This window comes from Longimycelium tulufanense, assembly GCF_014645795.1.
Classification (GTDB): Bacteria; Actinomycetota; Actinomycetes; order Mycobacteriales; family Pseudonocardiaceae; genus Longimycelium; species Longimycelium tulufanense.
Genome location: NZ_BMMK01000002.1, coordinates 17,207 through 30,973 on the forward strand (window position 1 = coordinate 17,207; position 13,767 = coordinate 30,973).

Below are 13,767 nucleotides of genomic sequence, written 5' to 3' on the forward strand. Positions count from 1 at the left end.
AACCCACGATTGCGCTCCCGGTGGAGCGCGGTTACCCAAGCCGCGTCACCACCGGTGGAGGGGTTCGCGCCTGTCAACGCGGTTGTTCCGAGCGCGGCCGTGGTTATCAGCCTTGTCGAGTCCGGTTTCGAGTGAGGACACCGCATGACCGTCACCGCCGGCCCGAGCCGCCGCACCGGGACATCACCGGGCGAGCCCACGCCGAGCCCGCAAACCCTGCGCCGCTACCGGCGTGCGGCCGACTTCATCGCCGCCGCCATGATTTATTTGCGCGACAACGTGTTGCTGCGAGAGCCGTTGCGTCCGAAACACCTCAAGCCCCGGTTGCTCGGCCACTGGGGAACCTGCCCCGGCATCACGTTCATCTACAGTGGACTCAACGGCCTGGTACACCGTACCGGGCACCGCACCCTGCTGGTGACCGGGCCGGGACACGGTGCTCCCGCGGTGCACGCCAACCTGTGGCTGGAGGGGACCCACGCCGAGCACGACCCGGCACTGCGCCGTGACGTGTCCGGACTGACCGAGCTGGTGCGGCGCTTCTCCTGGCCGGGCGGCTTCCCCAGCCACCTCTCGCCCGAGGTTCCCGGGGTGATTCACGAAGGTGGTGAGCTGGGCTACGCGCTCGCCACCGCGTTCGGCGCGGCGTTGGACGACCCCGACCTGCTCGTCGCGTGCATCGTCGGGGATGGCGAGGCGGAGACCGGACCCACCGCCGCGGCCTGGCACTGCTCGAAGTTCCTCGATCCCAGCCACAGCGGGGCCGTGCTTCCGGTACTGCATCTCAACGGCTACAAGATCTCCTCCCCCACGGTCTACGACTCGATGGAGGACGACGAGCTGACCGCCTACTTCCGCGGCACCGGCTGGGCACCACACCTTCTCGACGTGTCCACGACGGACGATCCGGACGGTTCCCTTGCCGAGACCCTGGATCACATTCACGACGAGATCACCACGCTGCAGGCCCAGTGCCGGGCCGGTGAACGGCCGGGGCGCCCGGTCTGGCCCATGCTCGTCGTCCGCAGTCCCAAGGGATGGGGTGCGCCGGACCACGACGCGCACGGAACACCCATCGGGGGCACCTTCCACTCCCACCAGGTTCCACTGGAGGACGTGGCCGAAAATCCCGACCAACTCGCCGTGTTGGCGCGGTGGCTACGCTCCTACCGGCCCGATGAGCTCTTCGACGACACGGGCCGGCCCGCAGCTGATCTGCTGTCCGTGCCACCCGAACCAGACCTGCGGCTGGGGTCGGTGCCGCAGGCGAACGGTGGGCGTCTGCGTCGTGAGCTTCCGCTTCCCCCGCTCGAACCGTATGCGGTGAGTGTGCCGGCACCGGGGGCCGCGATCGCGGGAGCCACGCCGACTTTGGCCCGCTGGCTGGCAGAGCTGATACGACGCACCGAGGACAGCCGGGACTTCCGCGTGGTGTGCCCTGACGAACTGGAATCCAACCGGCTGGGCGAGATCCTGGTGGCGACCGACCGCGCCTACGTCTGGCCGGTTCCCGGCTACAGCGAACACCTCACCGCGGACGGTCGCGTGATCGAGGTGCTGTCCGAGCACCTGTGCCAGGGTTTCCTACAGGGCTACCTACTTACCGGACGACACGGCCTGTTCCCGTCCTACGAGGCATTCGTATCCATTGTGGACAGTATGGTCAACCAGTACGCCAAGTTCCTCAAGATGGCCATGGAGGTGCCGTGGCGGGCACCCGTGGCCAGCCTCAACTACCTGCTCACCAGCGAGGGATGGCGCCAGGAGCACAACGGGTACAGCCACCAGGGTCCCGGCTTCATCAACAACCTGCTCACCAAGAAGGCGTCCGTTTCCCGGATCTACCTGCCACCGGACGCGAACACGCTGCTCCAGGTCATGCGCGAATGCCTGGCGAGCACCAACCGTATCAACATCGTGGTGGCGGGCAAGCACGATGCGGCGCAGTGGTTGGACCTGGAATCGGCCGAAGCACACTGCCGTGCCGGCGCGGGCGTGTGGGAGTGGGCCTGCAACGACGCCGGAACGGCGCGCGACCCGGCGGAGCCGGATGTCGTCCTGGCGTGCGCGGGCAACATCCCCACTGTCGAGGTGCTGGCCGCCGCATGGCTGCTGCGCCGGTATGCCCCGGACCTTCGGGTGCGGGTCGTGAACGTGGTCGATCTGCTGGTGCTGGCGCCACAGGAGCGGCATCCGCACGGGATGACCGACGAGGAGTTCGTGGCGTGCTTCGGCCGCGACGTACCGGTGGTGTTCGGTTTCCACGGGTACCCCTCCGCCGTGCACGAGCTGCTGCACGGGCGAGCCGGACCGAACCGGTTCCACGTGCACGGATACCTCGAGGAAGGCACGACCACGACTCCGTTCGACCTGTTGGCCGACAACCGGATGACGCGACACGACCTAGCCACGGACGCGATCTCCCGGGCACCTGGCTGGTCCTCGCGCGGGGGCACGATCGCCGATCGGCTCCGCGCCGACCGCGACGCCGTCCTGACCAGGTCCTACCGGGAAGGCGCGGACCCGCCGGAGATCACCGGGTGGCGGTGGTCGGAATGAACGACGTCGATGTCATCCTCACCGTCAACGCGGGCTCGTCCAGCCTGCGCCTGCACCTGGTCCGCGCCGACGACACCGACCAGGTCGTCGCCGAACACGTCCTGGAACGTCTTCCCGGCCGTAGTGAGGCGATCAAGGCGCTGACCACACTCGTGCGCTGCTCGGGAATCGTGACGGTGAAGGCGGTTGGTCACCGGTTGGTCCACGGCGGACCGTGGCTGCGCCGTGCCACCATCGTCGACCACCACGCGCTGACCGCGGCGCACGCGGCCGCGTCCCTCGCCCCGATCCACGTGCCGCCGGCACTGCACCTGATCGACGCCGCGCAGGAGCTGCTGCCGTACGTGCCGCAGGTGCTGTGCCCGGACACGGCCTTCCACGCCGGGCTGCCCGAGGTGGCCTACACCTACGCGCTGCCGCTGACGTGGCGGGTCAACTACGGCGTCCGGCGCTACGGCTTCCACGGCCTCTCCTACGCCTGGGCCACGCGCCGTGCCGCGGCGCTGCTGGACCGCCCGGTCGAGCGGCTCCACCTGCTGCTCGCCCACCTGGGCGGCGGGTGCTCGGTGTGCGCGGTGCGCGGCGGCCGCAGCGTGGACACCTCGATGGGGTTCACCCCACTCGAAGGGGTGGTCATGACGAAGCGTTCCGGCAGCATCGATCCCGGCATGCTGATGTGGCTGCTGGAACGCAGCGAGCTGAACGTGGCCGATGTGCGGGAAGCGCTTTACCACCGGTCCGGCCTGCTGGCGTTGTCCGCCGGCCGTTCCTCCGACACCAGGGAGCTGGTGCGGGCCGCCCGCGAGGGTGACTCCGCCGCCTCCCTCGCGCTGGCGGTGTTCGCCCGCAGCGTGCGCGGCGCACTCGCCTCCGCCGCGACCAGCTTGGACCGGGTCGACGCGCTGGTGTTCACCGGCGAGATCGGGTGGGACCAACCCGAGGTTCGGGAGGATGTGTGCGCCGGTCTCGGGGTACTCGGGATACGAGGCGGGTTGCGCGGGAACCGGTCGGACGATGGTCCTGTCAGCCCGCCCGGGGTGCCGATCCCGGTGCTCGTCGTCCGGTCGCGGGAGGAGCTCCAGATCGCTCACGACACCTGGTCGGCACTACGGTCGGAAGCGGAGAACTCCATGGCAGGCCGTCCACTGTGACGGTCCGCCGGCGACGAAGGACGAGGCGAGTGGTGGGGGCCAGATTGTCCATCCCGGAGCCCAGCGCGGGGCCCGACAGCCGGGTCAGCGCCCGAACGAGTACCGTCGAGCTGCGCATCGAGGCACGGCCGGACCAGCTCTCGGTGGTCCGCGCGGTGGCCGGCGACATCGCCATGCGGCAGGACTTCGACCTGGACGCGATCGCTGACCTGCGCATGGCGGTGGACGAGGCGTGTGCCGAGCTGATCGGCGTTGCCGCGCCGGATGCGCCGCTGCGCTGCCGGTTCCACTCGGTGCCCCGCGAGATCCGGGTCGTGGCCGAGGTGCTGTCCCGGGACGCGACGCCCCCCCGTAACGACACCTTCGGCTGGCGTGTGCTCACGGCACTGGTCGACGACGCCTCCACCGGGTCGGCTCCGGCCGGCGCCGATCCCGGCGGTCATCTGGTGCGCATCGAGCTGGTGAAACGACCTGCCAGGGAGGTGGATGGGTGAGGCGACCGGCGTCCGCCCGGGACGGCCATCCCGCGGCGCGGGCCCACGGTGAGTCCCGCTCACCCGGCCACTACGACCACCTGGCCCCACTGTTCGCCGAGATGGCCGCGCTCGCCGGGGACGACCCGCTGCGGGCCGAGCTGCGGGAGCGGCTGGTCACCGGGCACCTCCCGGTGGCCCAACACATCGCCCGCCGGTTCGCCAACCGGGGCGAGCCGCAGGAGGACCTGGTCCAGGTGGCCACCCTCGGGCTGATCAACGCGGTGGACCGGTTCCAGCCGGACCGAGGCGTGGACTTCCTGTCGTTCGCGGTGCCGACGATCATGGGTGAGGTGCGCCGGCACTTCCGGGACACCGGGTGGTCGGTGCGTGTCCCGAGGCGGCTCAAGGAGCTGCACCTGTCGATCAACGCAGCCACCAGCGAGCTGTCCCAGCGGCTCGGTCGCGCGCCGACGCCCAGCGAGCTGGCCAGCCACCTGGAGTTGAGCCTGGAGGAGGTCTACCAAGGGCTGGAAGCCACCAACGCCTACCGCAGCGCCTCCCTGGACGACCTGCTGGTGGCCGACGACGACTCGATGTCGCTGGGCGACGCCATCGGCGAGATGGACACCGAACTGGAACAGGTGGAGTACCGGGAGTCGCTGCAGCCGCTACTCGCCAAGCTGCCCGAGCGGGAGCGCACGGTCCTCGTGCTGCGCTTCTTCGGGAACATGACGCAGACGCAGATCGCCGAGCGGGTGGGCGTCTCGCAGATGCACGTTTCCAGGATCCTCGCCCGAACCCTGGCGGAACTTCGCCAGGAGCTGCGCGATGCGGACTGAGCGCCGGAACGGGTCGCGGCCGAAGGTCGTGGTGTTGCGGGCGTTGAAGCTGGGCGACCTGTTGATCGCCGTACCCGCGCTGCGGGCGCTGCGCCGGGCTTTCCCCGACCACTGGATCCAGCTAGCCACCTCGGGCTGGCTGGCACCCGTGGTGGCGCTGGCCGAGGCGGTGGACCAGGTGCTGCCCACCAGGGGGCTGGCCCCGCTGGGGCCGGCCGCCCAGCGTCCCGCGGTCGCGGTCAACCTGCACGGCGCGGGGCCGCGGAGCACCGAGGTGTTGGCGGCGCTGCGCCCGCGCCGCCGGATCGGGCACCGCGCGGCCGGTTGGGACGGCCCGGAATGGGAGGACGACCTGCACGAGCGGGTGCGGTGGTGCCGTCTGCTGCAGACGTACGGGATCCCGGCTGACCCGGCCGATCTCGGGATCCGGCGTTTGGAGGTGGCCAACCCCGTCCCCGGGGCGACCGTGGTGCATCCAGGTGCCGCGCACGGCAGCCGGCGGTGGCCCGTCGATCGCTGTGCCGCGGTGGCCCGTCGGCTCGCCGCGCGCGGGCATCACGTCGTCGTGACCGGGGCCGAGTCCGAGGCGGGATTGGCCGGGCAGCTGGCGCGGCAGGCCGGCCTGCCCGCGGACCGGGTGCTGGCCGGCCGGACCGGACTGGCCGAGCTGGCCGCGGTGGTCGCGGGCGCGCGATTGGTCGTCAGCGCTGACACCGGGGTCGCGCACCTGTCGTACGCGTACCGAACTCCCTCGGTGGTCTTGTTCGGCCCGGTCCCGGCAAGGTCATGGGGACCGCCGGAGGCCGGCCCACACGTGGCGTTGTCGGACGACCGCGCGCGGCGCGGGGACCCGTTCGCCGCGGACCCGGACCCCGCGCTGCTCGGGGTCGGGGTCAACGACGTACTGGCCGCCGTTGACCGGCTCAGCACCTTCCGAAGCCAGTCTCCCGGGGGCCACTACCAACTCGACGTCACCAAAATCCCCCCTCTGTGATCCTGTCTACTCGACAAGATCAACGAGAATGCGACGGACTGTTCCATCGGCTCTTTCCCGGTTCCCGCGTCAGGTCGTCATGTCGCCGGTACCGCCCGCCTCGACGAGCGAGCGCACCTCGTCCGGCAGCGACTCCCGGACCTTGGCCATCAGCCCGGGGCTGGTCGCGTCGCGGACCACCGCCAGCACCGCGCGGGCCTGGAACGCCGCCTGCGGCTCGGACGCGCCGCTTCGCAGGTGGACCCGGGCGACGAACTCGTCCAGTCCGAACCGCTCACCGGTGCCCACGCCACCGAACACCTCGGTTCGCCGCAGGTGCTCCCCGACCTCCCGGGGCAGCTGGGCGGCGAGGTTCTCCGCAAGCCCTTCGGGCAGCCGCTCACCGAGGGTCTCCAAGGTCGCCCGGGTCGCGCGCTCGGCATCGCCCCGGCTCCCGAGACGGGCCCGGTTCTGTACCTGACCGATGAACTCGTCGTGCTTCATCTCCTGCCCTCCGCCTGTCTCGCGCGGGGCTCGTCGCGCCCGGGAACGAGCGTGAAGCGCCGGCGCGCGATCTCGCGCTCCCTTTCCCCGGCACACCATTGGCTACCCGGACTCGCGCGGGAAACACCGGTGTCGCGGTGGTGATTGGCGGCCCGGCAGCGGGTACCCCGAGATATGAGCACTTCCCCGGATCCGGTCCCGGAGCAGACACCGGGTCCGGAGCACGGTGGTGGCGTCCGTCGCGGTGACACGCCTCCGGTGGAGAGCGGCACGCACGGGCGCTCGCACCGGGAACCGACCCCGCCGCGGTGGCCCAACGCCACCACCATCCTGCTGCTGTTGGTCGTCACCCTTGCAGTGCTCGGCGTGATCATCGCCCAGGTCATCGGGATCATCCAGGTCTTCTGAACGCTGTGGGGAACCACCACCCGTGCCCTGCTACGCAGACGAAACGCCCGGCATGCCTTCGACTTCGCCGCTGTTTCTTCGGCAATGCCAGGACGAGCCGCCACGTCGTCTTCGTGTCGGGAGAGCGTTTGGGCCGTCATGAACAGGAAGCAAGCCCACCCGGATGGCCGCCGGCGACCGGCGCCACCTCTTGATCGGTTGGTACACCGGGGGATCGGCGTACGCGAGTTCGCCGGTTCCCCTACGCTGGCGGCCGCCCTCAGCGGTGGCTTCGGGGTCGGTGCTGTCCGGATACGGTTCGAGTCGATATTCGGTTGCCTCACCGGTATCTCTGGTCACCCGGATGGCGGCGCGAGTCACTCGTGGCGGAACGGAGCGGCCGGGTGTCTGCCATTCGGGGGACAGTGTCGAACTTGGCAAGTTGTGGACAGGCCACTGGACAGCCGCCCGACCACTCGCCCGGGTGTGGCGAGCGGGAGAACCGCGGCGCCAGCGTGCCTGTTGGGCCGCATGGGCAGGGCGGTTTCGGTGGTGTGGCGGTGACTTTCGGGGCTCGTGGGAGGTGCCCCTCCCTACGGGGAACTCTCGGGCGTGTGAAACCGTCCGACCCCACGGTGCGGCACTCGATCGACGACTCGCCGGGCCGGCGCAGCGTCGCGCCCGGCAGGCCCGCGGCGGCTGGCCGCCGTCGCCGCCGGTGGCTACCGCGGGCGAGGAGGAGGTCTACGTGGGTCCCTCGACCGTCGTCCGGCCCCCGTCCCCCGGTGGACGGACGATCACCGACCGCAAGGAACTGCGCGTCGCGCTGCGCCGGCTCGGAGGGGCCGTCAGACAACGCGTGCTGCGGGTACTGGCGGACCCGCCGCCGGGCAGGGCACTGCTCCAGGAGCTGCGCCTGACCGATCAACCATTACTCGGTCGCGGCGTGGAGCTCCGGTTGCTGTGCCCGCCCTCCTACCTGGACCTGCCGAGCGTGCGCGGCTACCTCGCCGACCTCGCCGGGCGGGGCGCGCGGGTCCGGCTGGCGCCCGCGGTGGTGCACCGGCTCGCGGTGTTCGACCGAGCGGTCGCGGTGCTGCCGGTGGACCCCGCCGAGCCGGCCGCGGGCACGGTGCTGGTGGACGACCCGTGCGTGGTGCGGGCCGTGGAGTCGTTGGCCAGCGGCCTGTGGGAAACCGGCCAGCCGCTGCCCGACCGCGCGGCCGACCCGGTCTCGCTGGTCGAGCACCGCGTGTTACGCATGCTCGACGGCGGTCTCACCGATGAGACGGCCGCCCGCCGGCTGAGCATGTCCGAACGCACCTTCCGGCGGCACGTGGCCCGGATGATGGTGCGTCTCGGGGCGAGCAGCCGGTTCCAGGCCGGTGCCGCCGCCGTCCGCCGGGGCTGGCTCTAGCCCGCGCCCCGCCACGCTGTCGCACCGGACCCGCCGGCCCGGCCCCCACCGCCTTCGACCTTGCCCGCCGCGGCGGAGTCCCGTTTTTCCCCTCCGTGCCCCTGGCACAGGCCATTGGAGCCCGAATCAGGCTGCGTCGGGCGAATCACCGCGCCGCCTTCCGCCCTTTTCTGATCAACTTGTCCAATTCGCGACGACGAACGCGTTGTGCGCCATCATGTCCCGAATTTCGGGAACCAGCGTCCGGTGGTAGCGCCGTTCCAGCTCCGGAACCGGGTGCACGGTCACGTCCCAACCCACGGATCCGATCCATTCCACGAAGTCTCGGCGCGGTTCGGTGTTGAACAGCTCGCCGATGTTGACCCCGAACCGCTCGGCCATGCGCGCGAACATCGGGTGCTTCTGCATCTGGTCGGTGTCCCGCCGCCCGGAGCGCTCGACCGCCAACGTGCTCGCCGGGGCCGACAGCTCGTGTACCCGCTCGAAGAGCTCCTCCTCGGCCCGGCCCGGCAGGTACGCCAGCAGTCCCTCGGCCAGCCACGCGGTCGGTCGTGCCGGGTCGAACCCGGCCACGGTGAGCGCGGCGACCCAGTCGTCCCGCAGGTCGGTCGGCACCGGGTGCCAGCGGCAACGCGGGCGCGCGCCGACCTCGTCGACCACCTGCTGCTTGAACTCGAGCACCTTGGGCTGGTCGATCTCGTACAGGTCGCAGCCGGACGGCCAGTCCAGCCGGAACGCCCGCGCGTCCAGCCCGGCCGCCAGGATCACCACCTGGTCCACCCCGACGCCGGCGAAGTAGTCGTCCAGAAACCGGGTCCGCAGCGCCATGTAGTCGATCATGTAACGCCAGGCGGAGTCTTCTTCGCCCAGCTCGTCCCAGCTGGTCGGCAGCGGCGTCGGCGGCCGGACGGCGTCGACGAACCGGGCGGCGAACTCGTCGCGCACCAGCGGTTGGGCGCGTTGGGTCTCGACGGCCCGGGCCGCGGCCACGCCCAGTGCCGTCAGGCCGACACTGGAGACGATGTCCCACTGCTCGTAGGTGGTGGCCATGACGTACCTCCCGGAACGTGCCAAACCACTTCGAAATCCGGCGCGTGACACCCCCGGCCGACCAGCGTCTCGCCTGTTCTCGCGCTAACCGATCGCACGCCTTCGTCAATTGCTGAGCGGGGGTGGGGGGTGTCAGGCACCGAGCCTAGCCGACCGAACCACCGTGGCGAACAAATGAACGTGGATCGCCGGAAATGGGTTATTCGCACCGTTACGGATCACCCCGTGTCACCGGTACGCGAGGACACCCGCGGCCGGTAATCTCCGCGAGAGAACAGAACGGAAAGCGGGGACGAATGGGGCGCAACGACCGGGACGGGATCCGACGGCGGGCTTCGCCCGCCGGTCCGGGCGAGGTGGATCTCGGCCGGCCGAACCCAGCCCGGATGTACGACTACTACCTCGGCGGCGTACACAACTTCGCGGTGGACCGCGAGGCCGCCGACAAGGTGCTCGCGATCCTGCCGGAGACACGGACGTTCGCCCTGCAGAACCGGGCCTTCCTACGCCGGGTGGTGCGGTGCCTGGTCACCGAGCTCGGGATCCGCCAGTTCCTCGACCTGGGCTCGGGTATCCCCACCGTGGGCAGCGTGCACGAGATCGCCCAGGCCGGGCACGCGGAGTGCCGGGTGGTCTATGTCGACCATGAGCCCGTTGCGGTCGCACACTCGCGAAAGCTCTTGGAGGGCAACGACAACGCGGCGGTCATTCACGCCGACGTCCGGGACTCCGACCTGGTCCTGTCCCACCCGGATACCCTGCGGCTGCTCGACTTCACGCGGCCGGTGGCGGTGCTGATGCTGCAGGTGCTGCCTTTCGTCCCAGACTCCGACGATCCCGCGGGAATCGTGGCCGCCTACCGCTCGGCCTGCGTTCCGGACAGCTGTCTCGCGCTGGCGCACAGTCTCACGCCGGAGTACTGGCCGGGGAGCGTCGGCGAGGCGATCGAGCTGTACCGCGGGAGCACGCATCCCCTGCACCTTCGCACCCCGGAGCAGGTGGAGGCCCTGTTCGACGGCTACGAGCTGGTCGAGCCCGGCGTCGTGTTCACCGCGGCGTGGCGGCCGGACCGGCCCGTCAGCCAGGAAGAGGCCATCGGTAGCCGGGCGGTCGCCGGTCTCGGTCGGCTCCCTGTCCCCGCAGGACCGGCGTGGTAGCGATCCCCACGTCGGCCTCGTCGTAACTCCGAGGTGCCGCACCAAATCCCGCCCGCCACGCGATCGCGGCAAGCCGCCGGCCCTCCCCGGTTCCCTGTCGGGCGGCAGGGTGCCTGCCGGTGCTGTGGGGCCCTGTGCCGGGATGCCTGGCGCCAAGCAACCGGCCCCTGGTGCGGCGGTGTCCGCCGCACCAGGGGCCGGCAGGGTCTCCGACCGTGCGACGGTGCGGAGTTCAGGAACCGATGAGAAGCGCCGCAAGTGCTGCGGGGCCGAAGATTTTCAGCACTCGATGACGTTGACGGCGAGGCCGCCACGCGCGGTCTCCTTGTACTTGACCTTCATGTCCGCACCCGTCTCCCGCATGGTCTTGATGACCTTGTCCAGCGAGACGAAGTGATGGCCGTCACCGCGCAGCGCCATCCGGGCCGCCGTGATCGCCTTGATCGACGCCACCGCATTGCGCTCGATGCACGGGATCTGCACCAGGCCGCCCACGGGGTCACAGGTGAGCCCGAGGTTGTGTTCCATGGCGATCTCGGCGGCGTTCTCCACCTGCTCGGGGGTGCCGCCGAGCACCTCGGTCAGGCCGGCCGCCGCCATGGAGCAGGCCGAGCCGACCTCACCCTGGCAACCCACCTCGGCGCCGGAGATTGAGGCGTTCTCCTTGAACAGCACGCCAATCGCCCCGGCGGTGAGCAGGAAACGCACGACGCCGTCATCGTCCGCACCGGGCACGAAACGGTAATAGTAGTGCAGCACCGCCGGAACGATCCCGGCCGCGCCGTTCGTCGGCGCGGTGACCACCCGGCCGCCGGCGGCGTTCTCCTCGTTCACCGCGAGCGCGAACAGCGACACCCAGTCCATCACCCGCAGCGGGTCCGTGGCGTAGTGCTCCCCGGTGAGCAGGCGGTGCAGTTCAGCGGCACGGCGCCGCACCTTCAGGCCGCCGGGCAGCACGCCCTCCTTCTCGCATCCCCGCTGCACGCACTCCTGCATGACGTGCCAGATCCGCAGCAGGCCGCCGCGGACCTCCGCCTCGCTGCGCCAGGACAGCTCGTTGTCGAGCATGACCTGGCTGATCGACTCGCCCGTGAACCGGGTGTGGGCCAACAGCTCGGTGCCGGTGCGGAAGGGGTAGCGGACGGGGGTGTCGTCCTCCTTGATGCGGTCGGCGCCGGTGGCGTTCTCATCGACCACGAACCCGCCGCCCACCGAGTAGTAGGTCCGGGCGCGCAGCTCGGCACCGCCGGCGTCGTAGGCGGCGAAGCGCATGCCGTTGGGGTGGAAGGGCAGCGCCTTGCGGCGGTGCAGGACGAGGTCCCGGTCGGGGTCGAAGTCGATCTCGTGCTGGCCGTTGAGCGCGATCCGCCGGTGCTCGGCCACAGCCGCGACCCGGGCGTCCACGCTTTCGGTGTCGACGGTCTCCGGGTCCTCGCCCTGCAGGCCGAGCAGGACGGCGCGGTCGCTGCCGTGCCCGTGGCCGGTGGCGCCCAGCGAGCCGAACAGCTCCGCGTGGACCCGCCGGACCTCGTCCAGCCGGCCGTCGACGGCCAGTCCCGCCACGAACAACGCGGCGGCCTTCATCGGCCCGACGGTGTGCGAGCTCGACGGCCCGATACCGATCTTGAACAGATCGAAGACGCTGATCACGGTGCTCCTCCAGCCAATGCGTGGCACGGCTGACCGGTCGTGTCGGTCAGCCCCAGCTCTCCCCGCTCTGTCGGAGTACCTGTGAGCTTCGCCGCACGACCGCGCGGCTTGCACCGTGGGTGAGGCGGTGTTGGACTGCTCCGTTCCGGGTCCGCTGCGCATCTCGTCGCTTCCGATGCGATGCTCGCTTCGCCCGTCACCTCACAGTGTCCGATTGCTCGGTTCCGGGCTCCGCTGCGCACCTTGTCGCTGCGTTGCGATGCTCGCTTCGCCCGTCACCTCGCGTTCCGGCCGCCTGCTTTCCAGAGTTCGCCTTGCCCGGCGGTCAGGGGTGCCTGAGAGATTCCGGGGAGTGGGTTGCTCCTTCGGCGCCCCGCCACATCGTCGGGGTCTCTCCCGCTCGGGCTCCAGTGGCGACGATGTTCGGTTGTCGCCCCACAGCCTACGAGGGCGCGGCGCCGGGCGTCACACCCGCCGGGAGTAAACGGGGTCTCCCGGGCCCGAACCACACCGCTTCTCCCGATAACCGAACACGCCCCAGGCGGAGCGGCTGTCTTCACGCTGGCGCGGTCGAGCGACACGCCGCACGGCCGCTCCACGATGGGCGAACGAGGCGTTCGACAGGCGACGGCACCCTCCGTAACCGAATCGAACCAGCAAGTAACCTTTCTCGCCTCATACCGGAAAGCCAGCCGGGCACCACGGGCGCGAGCGCGCCACCCCGCATCGCCCACCGACCGCACAGGATCGTCCCGCCAGCCCCGGTGCAGGCCCTTGATCAGCTCTTCGGTAGGATCTTGTGGTGCGGCTGCCGCCGGCGGCAAGCCAAAACGATCCTCTGTAGCTCAATTGGCAGAGCATTCGGCTGTTAACCGAAGGGTTGTTGGTTCGAGTCCAACCAGAGGAGCAGCGTGAAGGGGCCGCGAAAAGCGGGCCCGGCTGCTCAATGGATATTCCGGATCTGCGCCTCAAGTGATGACCCTGTGTCAGGGCGTTGTTCGATCTGTCCCCCTTCTGCGTGGGCGCCATAACCCAGGGGTGGGCTGACCGCCGAGTACGCCGGAGCGCATTCCCCGCCGGTGTTGCACTTCGCTGCGGGTGCCCTCGGCGCACCCTGGTCCACCACGGAGGAGGAGACACCGATGACGACCATCAGGAAGTCCATCGAGCTCGACGTGCCGGCGCAGGTGGCATACGAGCAACTGCAGGATCTCGGTTCGTACCGGAGGCTCGTCGCGGACCTGCGGCCGCAGGCCGAGGATTCCGATCTCGACATCGAGATCACCGAGACCAGGAAGAACGAACGCATCAACTGGCATTCGAACGGCCGCAAGGGCGCCGAGGTGGACGGCCAGGTGCGTCTGGAGCCGATGGACGGTACGCACACCAGGATCGAGCTGACCATGGAGTACAAGCAGGTTTTCGTTCCCGGCGCACCCGAACCCAGCCAGCGCGAGATCGACAAACGACTGCAGAAGGATCTGGAGCTTCTGAAGAAACGCCTGGAACGGAGCGCTACCGCGAACTCCTGACGCGCGACGCGCGATGTTCTGACGCGTTCCGGCTCGGGGCCGAACCCGTGCGGGTGATCCGGGCGCGGGGGG

At 70.2% G+C, this 13,767-nt stretch carries 12 protein-coding genes, 1 tRNA gene and 1 riboswitch; of the genes, 10 read left to right on the forward strand and 3 right to left on the reverse strand.

The genetic code is table 11. From position 1 onward, the window contains the following. Positions 1-144: 144 nt before the first annotated feature. The 5 genes from IEY55_RS02360 to IEY55_RS02380 all read left to right on the forward strand — a co-directional run bounded on the left by IEY55_RS02360 (position 145) and on the right by IEY55_RS02380 (position 6,019). Complete coding sequence (locus tag IEY55_RS02360) at positions 145-2,559, forward strand: phosphoketolase family protein (RefSeq protein ID WP_189053411.1); 2,415 nt, start codon at positions 145-147, stop codon at positions 2,557-2,559. Continuing rightward, entirely contained in the window at positions 2,556-3,710 is a 1,155-nt protein-coding gene (locus tag IEY55_RS02365) for an acetate/propionate family kinase (RefSeq protein WP_189053413.1), read from the forward strand. The genes IEY55_RS02360 and IEY55_RS02365 overlap by 4 nt, the downstream gene beginning before the upstream one ends. Positions 3,711-3,739: 29 nt before the next feature. Continuing rightward, positions 3,740-4,204, forward strand: a complete 465-nt coding sequence (locus tag IEY55_RS02370) for an ATP-binding protein (RefSeq protein WP_229685900.1) — start codon at positions 3,740-3,742, stop codon at positions 4,202-4,204. Positions 4,205-4,284: 80 nt separating this feature from the next. Beyond that, entirely contained in the window at positions 4,285-5,025 is a 741-nt protein-coding gene (locus IEY55_RS02375; RefSeq protein ID WP_229686020.1) for a SigB/SigF/SigG family RNA polymerase sigma factor, read from the forward strand. Further along, the gene (locus IEY55_RS02380) at positions 5,015-6,019 is read left to right on the forward strand and encodes a glycosyltransferase family 9 protein (protein ID WP_189053415.1); all 1,005 of its coding nucleotides are present in this window, start codon (positions 5,015-5,017) and stop codon (positions 6,017-6,019) included. Before IEY55_RS02375 ends, IEY55_RS02380 begins: the two co-directional genes overlap by 11 nt. Positions 6,020-6,088: 69 nt before the next feature. Here the strand turns inward: IEY55_RS02380 and IEY55_RS02385 are convergent, their stop codons facing one another. Then, on the reverse strand, positions 6,089-6,502 hold the full coding sequence (locus IEY55_RS02385; RefSeq protein ID WP_189053417.1) for a DUF2267 domain-containing protein: 414 nt from the start codon (positions 6,500-6,502) through the stop codon (positions 6,089-6,091). Between the two features lie 174 nt (positions 6,503-6,676). Between IEY55_RS02385 and IEY55_RS02390 the strand changes: the two genes are divergently transcribed. Further along, positions 6,677-6,910, forward strand: coding sequence for a DUF6480 family protein (locus IEY55_RS02390; protein ID WP_189053419.1), 234 nt, complete (start codon positions 6,677-6,679; stop codon positions 6,908-6,910). Positions 6,911-7,637: 727 nt separating this feature from the next. Continuing rightward, entirely contained in the window at positions 7,638-8,306 is a 669-nt protein-coding gene (locus IEY55_RS02395; protein ID WP_229685902.1) for a helix-turn-helix transcriptional regulator, read from the forward strand. Between the two features lie 174 nt (positions 8,307-8,480). Here the strand turns inward: IEY55_RS02395 and IEY55_RS02400 are convergent, their stop codons facing one another. Continuing rightward, a complete protein-coding gene (locus IEY55_RS02400) occupies positions 8,481-9,356 on the reverse strand; it encodes a class I SAM-dependent methyltransferase (protein WP_189053423.1) in 876 nt (291 codons plus the stop codon). Between the two features lie 296 nt (positions 9,357-9,652). Between IEY55_RS02400 and IEY55_RS02405 the strand changes: the two genes are divergently transcribed. Next, entirely contained in the window at positions 9,653-10,513 is an 861-nt protein-coding gene (locus IEY55_RS02405) for an SAM-dependent methyltransferase (RefSeq protein WP_189053425.1), read from the forward strand. A 279-nt stretch (positions 10,514-10,792) separates the two neighbouring features. On the opposite strand, the gene IEY55_RS02410 is transcribed toward IEY55_RS02405, so the two are convergent. Beyond that, entirely contained in the window at positions 10,793-12,163 is a 1,371-nt protein-coding gene (locus IEY55_RS02410) for an L-serine ammonia-lyase (protein ID WP_189053427.1), read from the reverse strand. Positions 12,164-12,475: 312 nt separating this feature from the next. After that, positions 12,476-12,572, reverse strand: a riboswitch (glycine riboswitch). 425 nt (positions 12,573-12,997) lie between these two features. Here IEY55_RS02410 and IEY55_RS02415 point away from each other — a divergent pair. Both IEY55_RS02415 and IEY55_RS02420 read left to right on the forward strand, forming a co-directional pair. Next, positions 12,998-13,070 (forward strand) — tRNA-Asn (locus IEY55_RS02415). A gap of 235 nt (positions 13,071-13,305) precedes the next feature. Further along, entirely contained in the window at positions 13,306-13,695 is a 390-nt protein-coding gene (locus tag IEY55_RS02420) for an SRPBCC family protein (RefSeq protein WP_189053430.1), read from the forward strand. The last annotated feature ends 72 nt before the right edge of the window (positions 13,696-13,767 follow it).